11 protein-coding genes and 1 pseudogene are annotated in these 14,637 nt (G+C 32.5%); 6 read left to right on the plus strand and 6 right to left on the minus strand.

Features of this window, described 5'->3' with window-relative positions; translation table 11 throughout:
- Positions 1-166 precede the first annotated feature (166 nt).
- The 3 genes from DT250_RS13550 to DT250_RS13560 form a co-directional block, all read right to left on the minus strand.
- A complete protein-coding gene (locus DT250_RS13550) occupies positions 167-736 on the minus strand; it encodes a methyltransferase (protein ID WP_073515827.1) in 570 nt (189 codons plus the stop codon).
- Between the two features lie 692 nt (positions 737-1,428).
- Positions 1,429-1,851 carry a hypothetical protein gene (locus DT250_RS13555; RefSeq protein ID WP_149213146.1) on the minus strand — a complete coding sequence of 141 codons (423 nt, stop codon included), beginning with the start codon at positions 1,849-1,851 and terminating at the stop codon, positions 1,429-1,431.
- A 397-nt stretch (positions 1,852-2,248) separates the two neighbouring features.
- Positions 2,249-3,091, minus strand: coding sequence for a type II CAAX endopeptidase family protein (locus DT250_RS13560; protein ID WP_149213147.1), 843 nt, complete (start codon positions 3,089-3,091; stop codon positions 2,249-2,251).
- Positions 3,092-3,291: 200 nt separating this feature from the next.
- Between DT250_RS13560 and DT250_RS13565 the strand changes: the two genes are divergently transcribed.
- The 4 genes from DT250_RS13565 to DT250_RS13580 all read left to right on the plus strand — a co-directional run bounded on the left by DT250_RS13565 (position 3,292) and on the right by DT250_RS13580 (position 8,993).
- Positions 3,292-4,725 carry an IS4 family transposase gene (locus DT250_RS13565; RefSeq protein ID WP_149213148.1) on the plus strand — a complete coding sequence of 478 codons (1,434 nt, stop codon included), beginning with the start codon at positions 3,292-3,294 and terminating at the stop codon, positions 4,723-4,725.
- Positions 4,726-5,147: 422 nt separating this feature from the next.
- Entirely contained in the window at positions 5,148-7,130 is a 1,983-nt protein-coding gene (locus DT250_RS13570) for a serine hydrolase domain-containing protein (RefSeq protein WP_149213154.1), read from the plus strand.
- A gap of 622 nt (positions 7,131-7,752) precedes the next feature.
- The gene (locus tag DT250_RS13575; protein WP_149213149.1) at positions 7,753-8,340 is read left to right on the plus strand and encodes a TetR/AcrR family transcriptional regulator; all 588 of its coding nucleotides are present in this window, start codon (positions 7,753-7,755) and stop codon (positions 8,338-8,340) included.
- An 8-nt stretch (positions 8,341-8,348) separates the two neighbouring features.
- On the plus strand, positions 8,349-8,993 hold the full coding sequence (locus tag DT250_RS13580) for an HXXEE domain-containing protein (protein ID WP_149213150.1): 645 nt from the start codon (positions 8,349-8,351) through the stop codon (positions 8,991-8,993).
- Between the two features lie 163 nt (positions 8,994-9,156).
- On the opposite strand, the gene DT250_RS13585 is transcribed toward DT250_RS13580, so the two are convergent.
- A complete protein-coding gene (locus DT250_RS13585) occupies positions 9,157-9,801 on the minus strand; it encodes a YczE/YyaS/YitT family protein (RefSeq protein ID WP_098134616.1) in 645 nt (214 codons plus the stop codon).
- Between the two features lie 386 nt (positions 9,802-10,187).
- Positions 10,188-11,570, minus strand: coding sequence for an alpha/beta hydrolase family protein (locus tag DT250_RS13590; protein WP_149213151.1), 1,383 nt, complete (start codon positions 11,568-11,570; stop codon positions 10,188-10,190).
- A gap of 640 nt (positions 11,571-12,210) precedes the next feature.
- Between DT250_RS13590 and DT250_RS13595 the strand changes: the two genes are divergently transcribed.
- Positions 12,211-12,666 (plus strand): hypothetical protein, encoded by a 456-nt coding sequence (locus DT250_RS13595; RefSeq protein WP_149213152.1) that lies wholly within the window; start codon positions 12,211-12,213, stop codon positions 12,664-12,666.
- 521 nt (positions 12,667-13,187) lie between these two features.
- Here the strand turns inward: DT250_RS13595 and DT250_RS32245 are convergent.
- Positions 13,188-13,406: pseudogene (locus DT250_RS32245) on the minus strand (hypothetical protein); the annotation flags it as partial.
- Between the two features lie 437 nt (positions 13,407-13,843).
- On the opposite strand from DT250_RS32245, the gene DT250_RS13605 reads away from it, so the two are divergent.
- Complete coding sequence (locus DT250_RS13605) at positions 13,844-14,185, plus strand: GNAT family N-acetyltransferase (protein WP_255450130.1); 342 nt, start codon at positions 13,844-13,846, stop codon at positions 14,183-14,185.
- Positions 14,186-14,637 lie beyond the last annotated feature (452 nt).

The raw sequence follows: 14,637 nt of genomic DNA on the forward strand, positions 1-14,637 counted from the left end.
TAAAAAGACTTCTATTTTGTGACATATTATGAATGATAAGGTGGTTAACAAATTAAGATAATGTGAGTGAGCGGTAAAAATCTATTTATAGCTGTTTCAGGAATTTCTTAAAACAAGGCTATTCAGGAAAAGTGGTCCCTACAATGCTAATAAAAATTAAAAGATTCTATTCATTAAAACTTAGACTAACTACAGTTGCGATAGATTGAGCTGCATGTTCCCAGCTTCCATCTATAACTTTCCCAAGCTGCTGACCAAGTGCATTTAAATCATTTGGATTAACTGGAATTCCATTATACGCAGCAAGAATTGATAAAAGTGGAGCAGCAAATGGTGTCCAACCACCTCTATCAATATTAAATACAGGCTTATCTACTACTTTTCCATCTTGCACAGTAAACTCATAATAAAATTGATCATCTGGACGGAAACTTAAATGATGAGAAATTTGTCCTTTAACATATTTTTTTCCTCCACCTAGATTTACTACCTCTATTTCTTTTACATTAAATTCATGCTCAAATACTTTTATTTTTTTGACTTCTGGACCATTTAAGGCAGCATTAACAGCTGTTTCTAAATTATTTTGTGCTAATGGTTGAATACTCATTTGTGCCTCTTTTTGTTGGATAGGAGCCTCTTTTTCTGCAGCAAACACTGATGTAGAAGGTAGTGCACCTGTAGCTAACGTAGCTGCAAGTGCTGTTGTCATCATGATTTTTCTTTTCATCTTCATAGTTTATCTTCCTCTCTTAAAGTTTTGATATATAATCTTTTAAAGACTGACATTGTGTAATATTGTATTTAATAATGCACAAAAAACTGGTTTAAGAATTATGTGGAATTATGTCAGAGAATTAAAATTAATTATATATGTATTTAAGATGATATCTATCTACACATATTTTTTCAATTTTTCGACAAATGAAATGGTAATGACTTCTTAAGAGTCAATTTAGTACCTTGTTTATCAATAGAAATCCTATAAATAAACTAATTTCATAGTGAATATAGTATATTTGATATCAAATGTCTTACATAATGCTATAAAATTTCACAATTTTTTATTTTAAAGAATGAAGCGATAAGGCTTCAAACCGTAAGGGATGCGGGGATAGTCAAATAAATTAGAGTTTGAAAGAATCTTTACTTAGGAATCCCTCATTTTTAAATGAAGTGAAAGTGGGGGGGATTCAAAGGGAGTACGCTTTTGAACGATTTTTTAACTGTAATAATTGATCCATAAACTAGTTCTATTCTTGCTAGAATGGTAGCTTTTATAATAATGAGAAAGAATCAAAGTTAAGATGCATTGAAAGAAAAGAGCGTAATAATTTTACGTACCTTGGTTAATTGTCAAAAGTTCGGAACAATCTTTCGTCCCTTGAAATAACAAGTGAAAATAATAAGCACTCCCGTGAGTGCTTATTAAAATTCGATTTCTGTTTTACCATCTGATGTGAAGTATCTTATGGTTGTTTTGTCGTATTCTTGCAAGCCACTCTGCGCAACGGCGTCTTTTAACTTTGTTCTTGTTCTATAGCCAAAATTTTTCCGTAGGCCTTCGTCAGCATTTGACAATGCTGTTTTATCAACGAAAACATATAAGACATACAAGTTACTTTCTTTATTTAATTCAACCGCTGTTACAATACCACCGAAATATTCTATAATCTCATTGGTTCTACGTTCAACACTTTTCACCATTCGTGTCTGCTCATCTTTTGGTTGTTCTGTTTTCGCCGTTGTTTGTTGTGTTTTTGGTTGCTCCTTTTGAACTATTTCTTTTTCGCCGCAAGCTGCTAACATTACAACCGATAAACCAACTGCTAATACTGATTTCTTCATCATCTAAATCCTCCTAATATCAATATCTAAATATTAGCATACTATGAGATTTATTGCTGGATATGGAGTGAAGATGCCAATTAGGTCATCTTCACTCCATATCCGTAATCTTTTCCAGTAAATAATGCAGTAGGTCTATCTTTTAATTTTATCTAACTTCTCAAAAAAATTAGATCAATCATTAATAGTACTCGCATCACCAAATAGGGGTAGCGCCACATCGCCATCAAGCTAAAATTTTATAGCACCCCCAGAACAAAAAAATCCTTCACATAATATATGATAGAAAAGGATAGATAAAGGCATTTTAGCCTTATCTATCCTTTTCTGTACTACAAATGATTACGTTTACTACTCAAAAACTTCTATTACTATTTTTTATACACCATAACAAATTTAATTAGGTTGTGGTGTACTTTACAGGCGGTAAACTATCATATCTTAATAGTTCAGAATGTCTTCTAATAAAAGGAATAATCCACATTAAACCAATTGATATTAGCACAACAGACATTAAAAGAATGATAGTTAATTCAGGTTGTGCTGAAGGTGTGCTTGTAGTTGTAGACTTTAAAGCAGAAAAGATATCTCTTGAAGCTACAATTATATTATTAACCATGTGAGCTATTATAGAAGGGAATAAACTTTTAGTTTTCAAGTACATTAAACAAGAAATAATCCCAAATATTGTAGTTCCAAATACATTGTTTAGATGTAAAACACCGAAGCAGATCGAAGAGAATATAACTGCTTTTTTTATTCCGAATTTATATGTAAAACGACTAAGAATAAAGCCTCTGAACAAAATTTCTTCACAGATAGGAGCAATGAAAGAAAGAGTTATAGCTTTCATTAAAACAAACCACATGCTTTGTGTTTTAACTATTTCGTTTGTATCCTCTAGCGAAGTGCTCTTTGGTATTAATGAGAATACCATTACGATTAGCAATAACATACCTAACCCGAAAATCATAGTCATAATTGCTGATGCAAAAATTTTTCTGAAAGAAAAGGAAGATGGTTTTGACAAGTAAGTTTTAAACGAGATATTATATCTTTTAAATTTAAAACCAATCCAAAACATAGGGATAGCATAAATTGAAATAATAAGAGCAATATTCAACTTTACATCTTTAGGAATTTCTGTGAATAATAAAGTCAAAATAAACATCATTATTACAAAAGAGATAATAGCCCACATTAAAATGAACCTGGTTTTCATTTGTTCAAAAATTTTATCCATTAATAGCCTCCTGTAGTTTTATGTATAGTATTCTATATTTTATTATATCATTTTAAAGGTATTTTTTGGTATTTTATCTAATGTAGGTTATCCGCTATTTTGGGTCACGTTACATCGATATCAAGCTAAGATTTTACACTACCCATACAGTAAAAATGAAGTTATTTCTGTAGAATTATAGGAAAGGATGGCGTTTCTTTATGAATCTTTCGATTCTTGATGAACTTCAGCTGATTGCTGAAGAATTACAACGACATATGTCTCCTCATGTTCTCGAACACCTAGCCAAAGAAAAAGGATTCGTTCAGCGAAAGAGTAAATATCAAGCAAAGGAATTAGTTGCTTTATGTGTATGGCTTAGTCAACAGGTGGCAAGTACATCACTCACACAATTATGTAGCTGTCTTGAAGTATCTACAGGTGTTCTTATCAGTCCTGAAGGACTTAATCAACGATTTAATGTTTCCGCAGTACAGTTTCTTGAACAAGTTTTAGCTAACCTTCTAATTCAAAAAATCCATTCAACACAAGAAATGATTCATCAATATACTACGATATTTAAGCGCATTCGGGTTCTAGATTCTACAACATTTCAGCTTCCAGATGAGTTTTCTTCACATTATCAAGGTTCAGGTGGAAATAGCCATACTGCAGGAGTTAAAATTCAATTGGAGTATGACCTATTAAGTGGAAAGTTTCTGCACGTTTATGTAGGAGAAGGAAGAGAAAATGATAAAACTTTTGGTTCAACAAGCCTACAATCCATGCAACCAAAAGACTTGTTCATAAGAGATTTGGGTTATTTCGACTTACATGATTTACAGAAGATCCATGATAAAAGAGGTTACTATGTTTCACGTTTGAAATTAAATTCTCGAATCTATTGTAAGAATGATAATCCAGATTATTTTCGAAATGGGACCGTGAAGAAAGGAACACTATATATTCAGTTAGATATGGAAGAACTCATGAATCAATTGACCCCTGGTCAAACAATGGAGATTTCAGAAGCATACATTGGGCAGTATCAAAAATTACCAGCTCGTGTTATTATTCATCGATTAACAAAAGAACAAACAGAGAAAAGATTGAAGGAACAAGCCAAAAAAGAAAAGAAGAAAGGTATTACCTACAAAGAACGAAGTAAAAGGTTGAGTGGAATCAACGTGTATATAACGAATCTTTCTGCAGAAAATGTTCCAACAGAACATATCCACGACTTGTATTCATTACGCTGGCAAATTGAAATCTTGTTCAAAACATGGAAATCTATCTTTCAAATTGTCAAGTGCAAAGAAATCAAGAAAGAGCGCTTAGAATGCCATTTATATGGACAACTCATTAGTATTTTACTTTGTTCATCAACGATGTTTAAAATGCGTCAGTTACTCTTGGATAAGAAAAAGAAAGAGCTAAGTGAATACAAATCCATCTATATGATAAAAAATTATTATCTATTGTTTTATGAAGGATTACAGCAGGGCATCCATGAATTATCAAAAGTTTTACTACGTTTATTTGATCTTTTAGAGAAAAACGGGAGAAAATCTCACCGGTACAAGAAGAAAACCGTCTTTGATATCTTAGGTGTTGTATATGATTATACGTTGTCACAAAGTTTCAAAGTTGCATAATATTTTTAAAAATACCTATTTAATAGGTTTATTTGTTATGCCCATATTTAGTACAGTCGTAGAAATTTTTAAAAATACCCCTCACATATATCCACTTAGCACCCTTAACTTGATGGCGATGTGGTGCTACCCCAAATAGCCAATTTTTATTGATTATAAACGATGGTTGTCTTCTCTAAGTAGGATGTTATGAAAAAACTGCTGGGAAGTCCTATATTAAAGAGTGTCTAGCATTTTCTATAACTAAGACCTAATAATATATAGACTACTTCTAAAGGAGAAAAGTTAACAAATGACAGAATTGAAATAAAATTAGAAAAAATATCAATGCAGTGGTAGAATATGGTTGGTTAACCTATAGATGTATAATCAATAAATCTAGTATTAAAGGGGGAATTAATTTGGGTAATAGGAATAAAGGAATGAAAATTTATTTTCAAAGGTTAGTAGCTGTAAGTGTATGTTTTTTGTTATTTTTTCTGGGGAGCAATTATTCAAAAGCCGAAACTGTTACACCTATAACATTAAATCCTAAAGATGTAGATGCATTTACCAATAAAGTAATTCCAGAGAAAATGAAAAAAGAAAACGCAGCTGGTGTAGCTCTTGTCGTTGTAAAGGATAATCAAATTTTATTTCAAAAGGGATTCGGATTTTCCGATAAAGAAAAGAGTACTCCCATTGATCCTAAAAAAACAGTTTTTCGATTAGCGTCAATATCAAAAGTTTTTACTGCTAGCGCTGTCATGCAGTTAGTTGAACAAGGTAAAATTGACATAAATAAAGATATAGTAAATTATATGGGGGGATTAAAGTATCAAAATAAAATGGGTGAACCAGTTACAATGGAACATTTACTTACCCATACAACAGGGTTTGATTACGTAGATCCTAGACCAGAGGATATCCATTATCAAGAGAATGATTATACTATGCTTAAAGATTATGTAGAAGATAATATGCCCACAGTAGTGAGAAAGCCAGGAGATACATATACATATGATAATTTTGCTTCTATGCTTCAAGGGTATATTGTTCAAAGTCTGACAAACACACCTTTTTACAAATATATGGCCAAGAATATTTTTTACCCTTTAGAAATGCATAATAGCAGTTTTGTTATGACTAATTTTATTAAAGAAAAGCTTGCAACAGGATATGATGCTAAAGGTAATGTCATTCCATTTTATCAAACAAGACCAACAGATATGCCACAAGGGAGTATGTTTTCTACAGGAAGTGATGTAGCCAATTTTATGATTGCTCAATTGAATGATGGTAAATATAAAAATAACCAAATACTACAAAAAGAAACCGTAGAAGACATGCAAAAAACAAAATTTGCTTTACATCCCAAATACCCTAATATGACATACGGATTTGAGTTCTTTTCACCGCAAAGTCATAATGGGCAATATGTGTTTGGGAAAGGTGGAAATATACCAGGTTTTTCATCTTTAATGTGGTTAATTCCTGAGCATAAAATTGGAGTTTTTGTAGTTACAAATAAAGATAGTTCAGCACTACCTGTTGAAGTATTTGATGATTTTATGAATGAATATTTCCCAGATAAGATAAAGCCTGAATATTTAAACCCTAATGAAGAAGAATTAAAGAAATTTGAAGGGGTTTACCGAGATTTGAGATTAAAAAACCTAATGTCACATGTAAACATAAGTGAAGGAAAGTTATATGTAAGTGATAAAGTATATGGTAAACAGGAGCTAAAACAAATAGACCCTTTACTATTTGAGGATGAAAAAGGGAATTATATGGCATTTAAACTTCACAAAGATGGTACTGTGAAAGAGATGATACATTGGAACTCTGGCAGCTCAGCGGTGAAGTTAAGTGAGCCTGAGAGATTTAAAGACGTAGATGAAAATCATCCATATGCTAAGTTTATAAATCCTTTACATCAATACGAGGTATTACAAGCAAATAAGGAGGGGAATTTCAATCCAGAATCTTCTCTTACACGGGCAGAATTTTCATATTGGTTATCTCAAATTGCTTATTTTACGCCACCTTCAAAAAAAGAACCAGTATTTTCGGATGTGAAAAATCATCCGTATGCACCTCATATTCAAAAGTTATATGAGTTTGGTATTTTATATGAAAAAGAAGGAGAACAATTCCATCCAGACCGTGCAATTACCAGACAAGAAGCAGCATGGATTACTTGGCAGTATTTAAAAATGTTAGGAGCGCCATCTGCAGATGCAACATTAAAGGGAGACACTGATGATTGGGCAATAGAATCCGTGAAAAACATTGTAGGTCATCGTTTAGTAGGGCCTGAGGTTATATATAATGAAGATGGATCAGCAGATTATCTATCAAAACAAAGTATGAAACGGCAAGAAGCAGCTGCATTGTTATTTTACGTTTTGTTATCTAGTTAATTTGTTTTGAGGTAAATTTCACAAAAAGAAAACATCTAAAGAGCTTGAAATAATACACAGAAAAAGAATAGTCTTTGACCAATGATTTATCGTAACAAACAGGGGTGAGTGAGTTATAACCATGCTCCAAATCTTAAGTAGAGCTGGTAATAGAATGATTTCTTAAATGTTTTGTAAGGTAAGGAGCTCCTTTCAGGGGAGCTTTTTTTATTTTATTATTAATAATTTCATATACCGTAATTATTAATAATAAAATAAAAATCTACAACAAGGGGATTCAGTCCAAGCTAGGTCTTAGTAATACACTAGATACCAACAAATATGATGTATAAAAAATTGTGTTCATCTTTTTTTGGTTAAGGAAAATAATGTTAATTTATTTGATTGTTTACACAACAGTTCAATTATTAAAATTACCGACTGCTCACATTATGGAGGGGCTGGAAAACAACAAAGACGTTCTCAAATGTATATATAAACTTTAATAACAAAGATAAAAAAAGAATAGGTAATCGGAAATGTCGAAAGGATTAAATTGATATTAAAAATTGAAGGTGATACTATAAATTTAAACAATGTTTAAAACGTTGTTTAATTGATAGATTTTAGAGGAGGAGATAAGTTGAGGGGAAACGAAAACATATCAACGAAAGAAAAGATTTTAAATACAACATTGGATTTAATTAAAGACGCAGGTTTCGAAAGTGTAACAATAAGAAAAATTGCAGCATTGTCAGATACAAATATTGCGCTTGTAAATTACCATTTTGGCTCAAAAGAAAAGTTGATTAGTGAAACAATTAAAGTCTTATTAATTAGCTTTCAAGACACTTTTTCTATTTTAGATGATATTAAAGTGCCAGCGAAAGAAAGATTAAAAATATTTTTACTTGATTATGTACTAGTAATTCGGCAATACCCTGAGTTAGTTAGGAAAATTATTGCAATGGGAACTACAGTATTTACATCTCAATACGAATATGGAGATTTTTTGAAGAGGCTTGGTTTTAGTAAAGTGAAGAATATTTTGAGTGAAATAACAAATGAAACGGATCAGGAAATTTTAATGATGATGACAGTGCAAATATTCGGATCCATTTTTCTTCCTGCATTAATGATGCCAATTCTTGAATCAGGGGCAGATATAAGAATACTGCCTGTAGAAAAACAAATTGATTTCCTATTTGAACGCTATTTTTATAAAAATTGAGATAGTGGGTGATAGAGATGATTAGTTTCTTTAGAAAGCATTGGTGTGATGTAGGGTTAGTGATGGCAATTGTTGTCGTAGGTTGTTTAGTCGCAAATTTTGGAGAAATGAGTGAAATAAAGGTACTGTTAGCGTTAAGTTTTATAGCTATTTTAGTGCATCAATTTGAAGAGTATCGTTGGCCAGGTTATTTTGCTGGTCTGTTTAATGTAGTTATATTTAAAAGTGATATACCAGATCGCTATCCATTAAATACGCAATCTGCTATGGTAATAAATATTTTGATTGCGTATGTTTTTTATTTACTTCCGGTTTTCTTTCCAAATATTATATGGCTTGGGTTGGCACCTATTTTAATGGGATTTTTTCAATTCATATGGCATGGTATTTTTGCGAATATAAAAGCTAAAACAATATACAACCCAGGATTAGGTGCGGTAGTATTACTACATGTTCCGATTGGTTATGCATATATAAGATATGTTTTTTTACACAATCTAGCTACAAATTTGGATTGGATATTAGGGCTAATCTATTTTCTAGTAGCCACCTATTTTTTAATTATAAAAGGAAATATGTTACTGAAAAGTAAGGAGACAATTCATTACTTTTCTAAAAAGCAACTAGGTCCGTACAATGATGCATTTAAGTGATTCAGAAGGAATTTTGGGTGCTGAAGAGAGTACAAGTGAATTAAAAAAGAAAGGTGCGTAGGCGCCTTTCTTTTTTTGAAGGAGATTTTTGTATATTGGCTAGCGCGACATTGCTATCAAGCTAAGCCATAAATCGTCAATTAAAGTAGAGGTTGTTTCTTTTTTATAAACTTGCACTAACGTTGTCTTTCTTTTTTCTCTCTAAATTATATAAAAATATTTGAAACATCCTGAATGATTGCTGGAATATAGGGCTTTGGATAAAAGTATACAGAAATGTCACAATAAAAATGGGACCGCCTAGAATATAACCAATTACTAATACAATGCTTTCCACAATAATTCTAGCTCGGCTTACAGATAATCCTGTTTTATCAGAAATAGCAAGCATGAATCCATCCCTTGGTCCTGCACCAATTCCGGCAGCAACATACATACCACCGCCAATACCCGTAATTATAATTCCAGAAAGTAATATAAGAAGATTTACCCACAATATATGTGTGGCATGAGGAAGAATATCCAATTTTAAGAAAAGATCCATAATAGGACCGATTAGCAATGCATTTAAGAATGTACCTATGTTTATATATTTCCGATCTACTACTAATGACACGAGAACAAGAAATAGGCCGCATATAACACTCCATGTACCAATGGTCCATCCAAATCGCTGATAGAGTGCCATATTCAGGACTTCCCATGGATGGAGTCCTAGAAATTTAACATTTACTGCAATTGCATTGCCCAACCCAAAGAAAGTTAATCCTAAGAAAAAAAGAAAATACCGAAAAAGTGATTTCCACATTTGTAATCCCCCTAATATTATGTATCATAACATATATTACATATAGAAATCTGTTTATACCAATATCTTGCATTTGCTAAACGTAATAGGGCTCACTCTCATGCGTATCAACTTAAGAATTTTATAACACCTAAAACAAAGAAAGGCTCATTTTCTCCTTGAAATATTTGTTTTTCTTAGCTTGATGGCAATGTGGCGCTACCCCATTCCTATCAAGCTAACAGAACACGTTGCTCCCCAAATACTAAAAATGAACTTCATTGCTATAAAGACTCTAATTTTTCGTTTTGGGGCAAATATTATATAAAATAATAGACATGTCTGAATCACTAGTTTCAAAAAAGCCTTCACGCAATGATGATTGCATGAAGGCTATTGATGTTTTCTTATTTTTTTGTCTTGTTGACCCATGTAATAATGTCCTGGATGACGTACCCGGGAACATTAGCAGGGATTTCATATTCACTAGGACGACTTAATTCTCCGTCACCCTCCGTGAAGAAATGATTCAATTTCGGGTATTTTTTGAACTGAACATTTCCGCGGTTTGAAAGTCCCTCTTGCCATTTTGTATATTCATCTTTTACTGTTACTTGATAATCACGTGCTCCTTGCAAAATGAGTAAAGGCTCTTTTCGTGATTTTGCCTCTTCAACTGGACGCCACCTAGAAACATCATACATAAAATGAGGCGACCCAAAATTGTAGCCAGCTGGAGGATGGTCAGGATTAAAAGTAGGATCCTGGATAAAAGCGACCTGCCTTTTTAGTTCATCGATTTCTTCCTTTGGCGCCCGAAGGTATTGATACTGATCAATGGCAATGTCAGTCAAAGGGCGTGCAGGTGGTGCGAGTAAGATATTTCCTCGGACAAGTGAGGAAGGCGCTTTGCGCAGTATACGCGGCATTGTGCCGGCTCCTAGGCTATGTCCAAGAATGAAAATATTATTTGGATCAATGCCTTCCTGCTGAGCTGCTGATTTTGCTGCATATATGGCATCATCTGTAGTATCACGTTCTAACGTAACAGGTTCTGTACTCATTTTTAATGCGTGTTCTAAGGTGCGTTTTTCATAGCGTAACACTGCAATTCCGTTGGATGAAAGGCCCACTGCAAGATCGCGTAAGATTTTTGTTCCCATATATGTGCTATCGCGATCATGGATGCCAGCACCATGAACAAGAACAACTACGGGCAGCTTTTCACCAGGCTTATGTTTCGGAACTGTTAATGTGGCTGGTAACGGATAAGTAGAATTTCCAATGACGATTTCACGTTCTTGATAGGAGTCAGGGTGATCATAGCTAGGATGTGGGATGGTATAAGATTCCTCGGGTGGCCTTTCCACAATTTCATCTATTTTCCCGCCAGGTGTGAATTTCAGGAGTAGCGGTATGGTAATGCCTTCGGTAACTACTGGAATTTCCACCGTCTGATGGACCAAGTTTCGTTCTTTTATCACGGGGGCTCCCATGCTTTTTCTCCCGCTCCAGCCACTTTGTATCCACCAGTTTTGTAATGTGGTTGCTGTAAATTTGGATTGAAAAGCAGCAGACGTCAACTGGAGTGCCTCTGCATACTTACCTTGCTGGAGATATTCAAAAAATAATGATGTACGCTCCGTTAAAGAGATTAATTTCTTTTCTGCAGATTGTTCCTCACGTGTATCTGCTTGAATAGCTGTTGTAAGCGGGAAAGATGAAACGCCTAAAGAAAAGAGTAGAGTAAAGGTAAGTATTGATCTTTGTATTTTCTTTTTTTTATTCATGTTTTAGCCTCCAATATGTGATGGTAAAAAACAGGTATGGTAATTAGGGTTCAGGTGAAAAAATTTAAAATATTTGCAAGTAATCTCCCAAACATGGACCTACTGATATTATTACTCTAAAAAACTGTAGATTTCTCTTTTTTCCACATGCATATTAATCCCAGAAATAATTTTTCTTCCTTCACTTTATATTTATGATTATAGGAAACAAAGCTCTCGTTTTTCTTACTTGATACTTACAAATTCCTTAAGTAGGGGATATTTTAAAATCTTAGCTTGATGGATATGGGATAGCGACACATCGCTAGCAAGCTAAGGCTTTGGTATACCCCCTAAATGAAAAAATAAGATCTATTCTTTCTATCGAAACATAAGAATAGATTGTATTTTTATGTCTAAATTTATATTTCATATTCAAATCTATTTCAGTCCTATAGGTTTCCTACAAAGAAGAATGGAATTTTATCTATTTATAGTGATTTTTAAGCATTGCAAAATAGAACACATGTATATATTTGTATAATGTTCTATTTAGTTTAAAAGAAATTTATATTATACTCATAATAAATGGATATGGATATAACAATATGGGATGAACTTTCATATTAAATTTATCAAAAAAGAAATAGGAAAATGAGAGATGAAAATCAGTTCAAACATAAATAACAGGTTTTATCCTTTAAATACTACAGTTTTAAATAATAAATCTTTAAGTACTACAACTTCACGTATAGTGAACAATAATCAAAAATATATTCCTGAAAGTAAGACTAGGGATAATCAACTTTCCGAAAAAAGTATAGAACAACATATCAATAACAAATATAATGCAATTAACTCACAGGGTCTCAGTATATTTGAATTTCTTAAAATGTTATTGGATATGGGTGTACCTATGTCAATAATTACAGAAATATTGGTGGGGATGTTAGAGGGGCATAGTAAGAAGAATGAAGAAGCGGAGAAAGAGAAAGAAACAGAGAAAGAATTGGTAAAAGGATTAGAAAAGGGAACAGAGAAAGAATTAGTAAAAGGGTTAGAAAAAAGAATAGAGAACGAATTAGAACAAGGGTTAAGTAACATTCAGAAAGAATAACAATTTTTAGATTTTTATGGTATCAAGTATTCAAAATCCTTTTTAAATACCTACTTTTCTTTTGGTTGTTTCTCTTACTATTCTTTAAAGTGTAAAAGTACGCTATTCTTTCTGTAGAATTATGGGAAAGGATGGCGTTTTTTATGTCTGTTTCTGTGTCTGATAAAATATAGAATATGTTCACTTTTATGATACATTTATGAAACATTCGTATGTTACGTTATAAAAGTCCTTTTTTGTATCATTTTCATTCTGTCAAAAAGTCCTAGTCCCCCTAGGGCTTTTTGCGTTTAAATAAAGAGATGTACCGTATTTCTCAATGCACAACATTACTTAACGTGGTAAAATAATATTTGGATGGGAATCCAATACATATTATTAAAATTAAAGTGGTTCAAGTCGGAGGAAGGCACCTTAGGGTGTCTTTTCTTTTTTCTCAATATAAGAAGTTTAAGAATATGCTATTATGTTAATACAAATTCCCTTTTGTGCAATGAGATAGTAGTACCCTAATGACCCACCTATTCCCGTTGGTGGGTCTCTTCAAATTCTTCAGCGTCATGAAAACCTAAATCAAACGAATACAACGTTTCTGATGCTACAGTATATTTTAAGTATTCCAATATGTCTGTAGATCCATGAATGCGTAAACGGGGTCTAATATAAATCTTATTTTTAGGCCGTTTCTCTCTCATAATTCCTACATCATGTCTCATTAAGATATAAGGTTTAACGAATACACAATAAGCCGCCCATTATATGGACGGCTTATTTACATAATTCTCGTTATTGGAAGTTATTGAAAAACCCTCTTGTTTAGAGAGGGTTACTGTTTTAGTCTTTTGATTTTGTGCAGAGATAATAGAGTTGTTTAATTTACAATAAAGTCATTTAAAAAATAATATAGTTGTTTCAAAAATGTCACAACAATCGAGCCATATTGTTGAATACTGAAGGGAGGGTTATACTAAAATTAGGAAAAACTTATACAAGGATAGTTTAAAAAGGAGGTATAATAATGTTCGAAGGTTCTGATTTAATTAATCTAAGAAATACCATGAAGGATAATGTGGATTTTATTTACAATTTAGAATCTGATATAGAAAATTCACGATTCATAATCCCTTGGTCTAAAGTAAAACATTTAAATTCTTTAAATGACGATAACATATAACATTTGATAATCGAGAATAAAAATAATAACAAACCGGTTGGATATATTATTTTGACTGGTTTAAGAAATCCTAATCAAAGTATGGAGTTAATGAGAATCACAATTAACTCAAAAGGTAAAGGTTATGGAAATAAAGCGCTTAAAATAATTAAAGATTGGGCCTTTAACAAATTTAAAGCAAACCGGTTATGGTTAGATGTGAAAGTAAATAATAAACGTGCTCTGCACATTTATAAAAAACAAGGTTTTACAGTTGAAGGCACATTAAGAGAATGTTTAAAAAGTAATAATGGATATGAGTCACTGCATATAATGTCTATCTTAAAACGAGAATACCTAGATTAACCTTCTTTTCTAATTCAGTTTAATTCCACGTTTCTATGACGTTCTTCAAGTACCAGACGCGATTGTTGAAAAAAAATTAGATTTTTAAACGATTTTATTGTTACATCTACGAAGAGTAATTCAGCAATTGCACCAAAAATCAACAATTTTATTATTACACCGTCCATGGATGTGGACGGTGTAATGTGTATTTGTGACTTCAAAATTAAAAAACATTAATATTTATAAGATGTTTTCCTAAACATATGAACTTGTTTTTTCATATTTTATAGAGTGTAAGTTGGGAGAAGAGGGGGGATATAGTGAGTAATTTTAAAAAGAAACATAATATTGAGTTTCCATTTCCATGCGCATTCCCTGAATTTTTGGGATTAACAGGGGCTACAGGGGTAACAGGACCAACTGGACCTCAAGGAATCCAAGGGAATCAAGGGCCAGAGGGACCAACAGGT

Source organism: Bacillus sp. AR2-1 (genome assembly GCF_008368755.1).
Classification (GTDB): Bacteria; Bacillota; Bacilli; order Bacillales; family Bacillaceae_G; genus Bacillus_A; species Bacillus_A wiedmannii.

Excerpts from the sequence above, each read along its gene's own strand:
- DT250_RS13550 (WP_073515827.1), bottom strand. The coding sequence starts at position 736 with ATGAAGATGAAAAGAAAAATCATGATGACAACAGCACTTGCAGCTACG.
- DT250_RS13555 (WP_149213146.1), bottom strand. The coding sequence starts at position 1,851 with ATGATGAAGAAATCAGTATTAGCAGTTGGTTTATCGGTTGTAATGTTA.
- DT250_RS13560 (WP_149213147.1), bottom strand. The coding sequence starts at position 3,091 with ATGGATAAAATTTTTGAACAAATGAAAACCAGGTTCATTTTAATGTGG.
- DT250_RS13565 (WP_149213148.1), top strand. The coding sequence starts at position 3,292 with ATGAATCTTTCGATTCTTGATGAACTTCAGCTGATTGCTGAAGAATTA.
- DT250_RS13570 (WP_149213154.1), top strand. The coding sequence starts at position 5,148 with ATGAAAATTTATTTTCAAAGGTTAGTAGCTGTAAGTGTATGTTTTTTG.
- DT250_RS13585 (WP_098134616.1), bottom strand. The coding sequence starts at position 9,801 with ATGTGGAAATCACTTTTTCGGTATTTTCTTTTTTTCTTAGGATTAACT.
- DT250_RS13590 (WP_149213151.1), bottom strand. The coding sequence starts at position 11,570 with ATGAATAAAAAAAAGAAAATACAAAGATCAATACTTACCTTTACTCTA.
- DT250_RS13595 (WP_149213152.1), top strand. The coding sequence starts at position 12,211 with ATGAAAATCAGTTCAAACATAAATAACAGGTTTTATCCTTTAAATACT.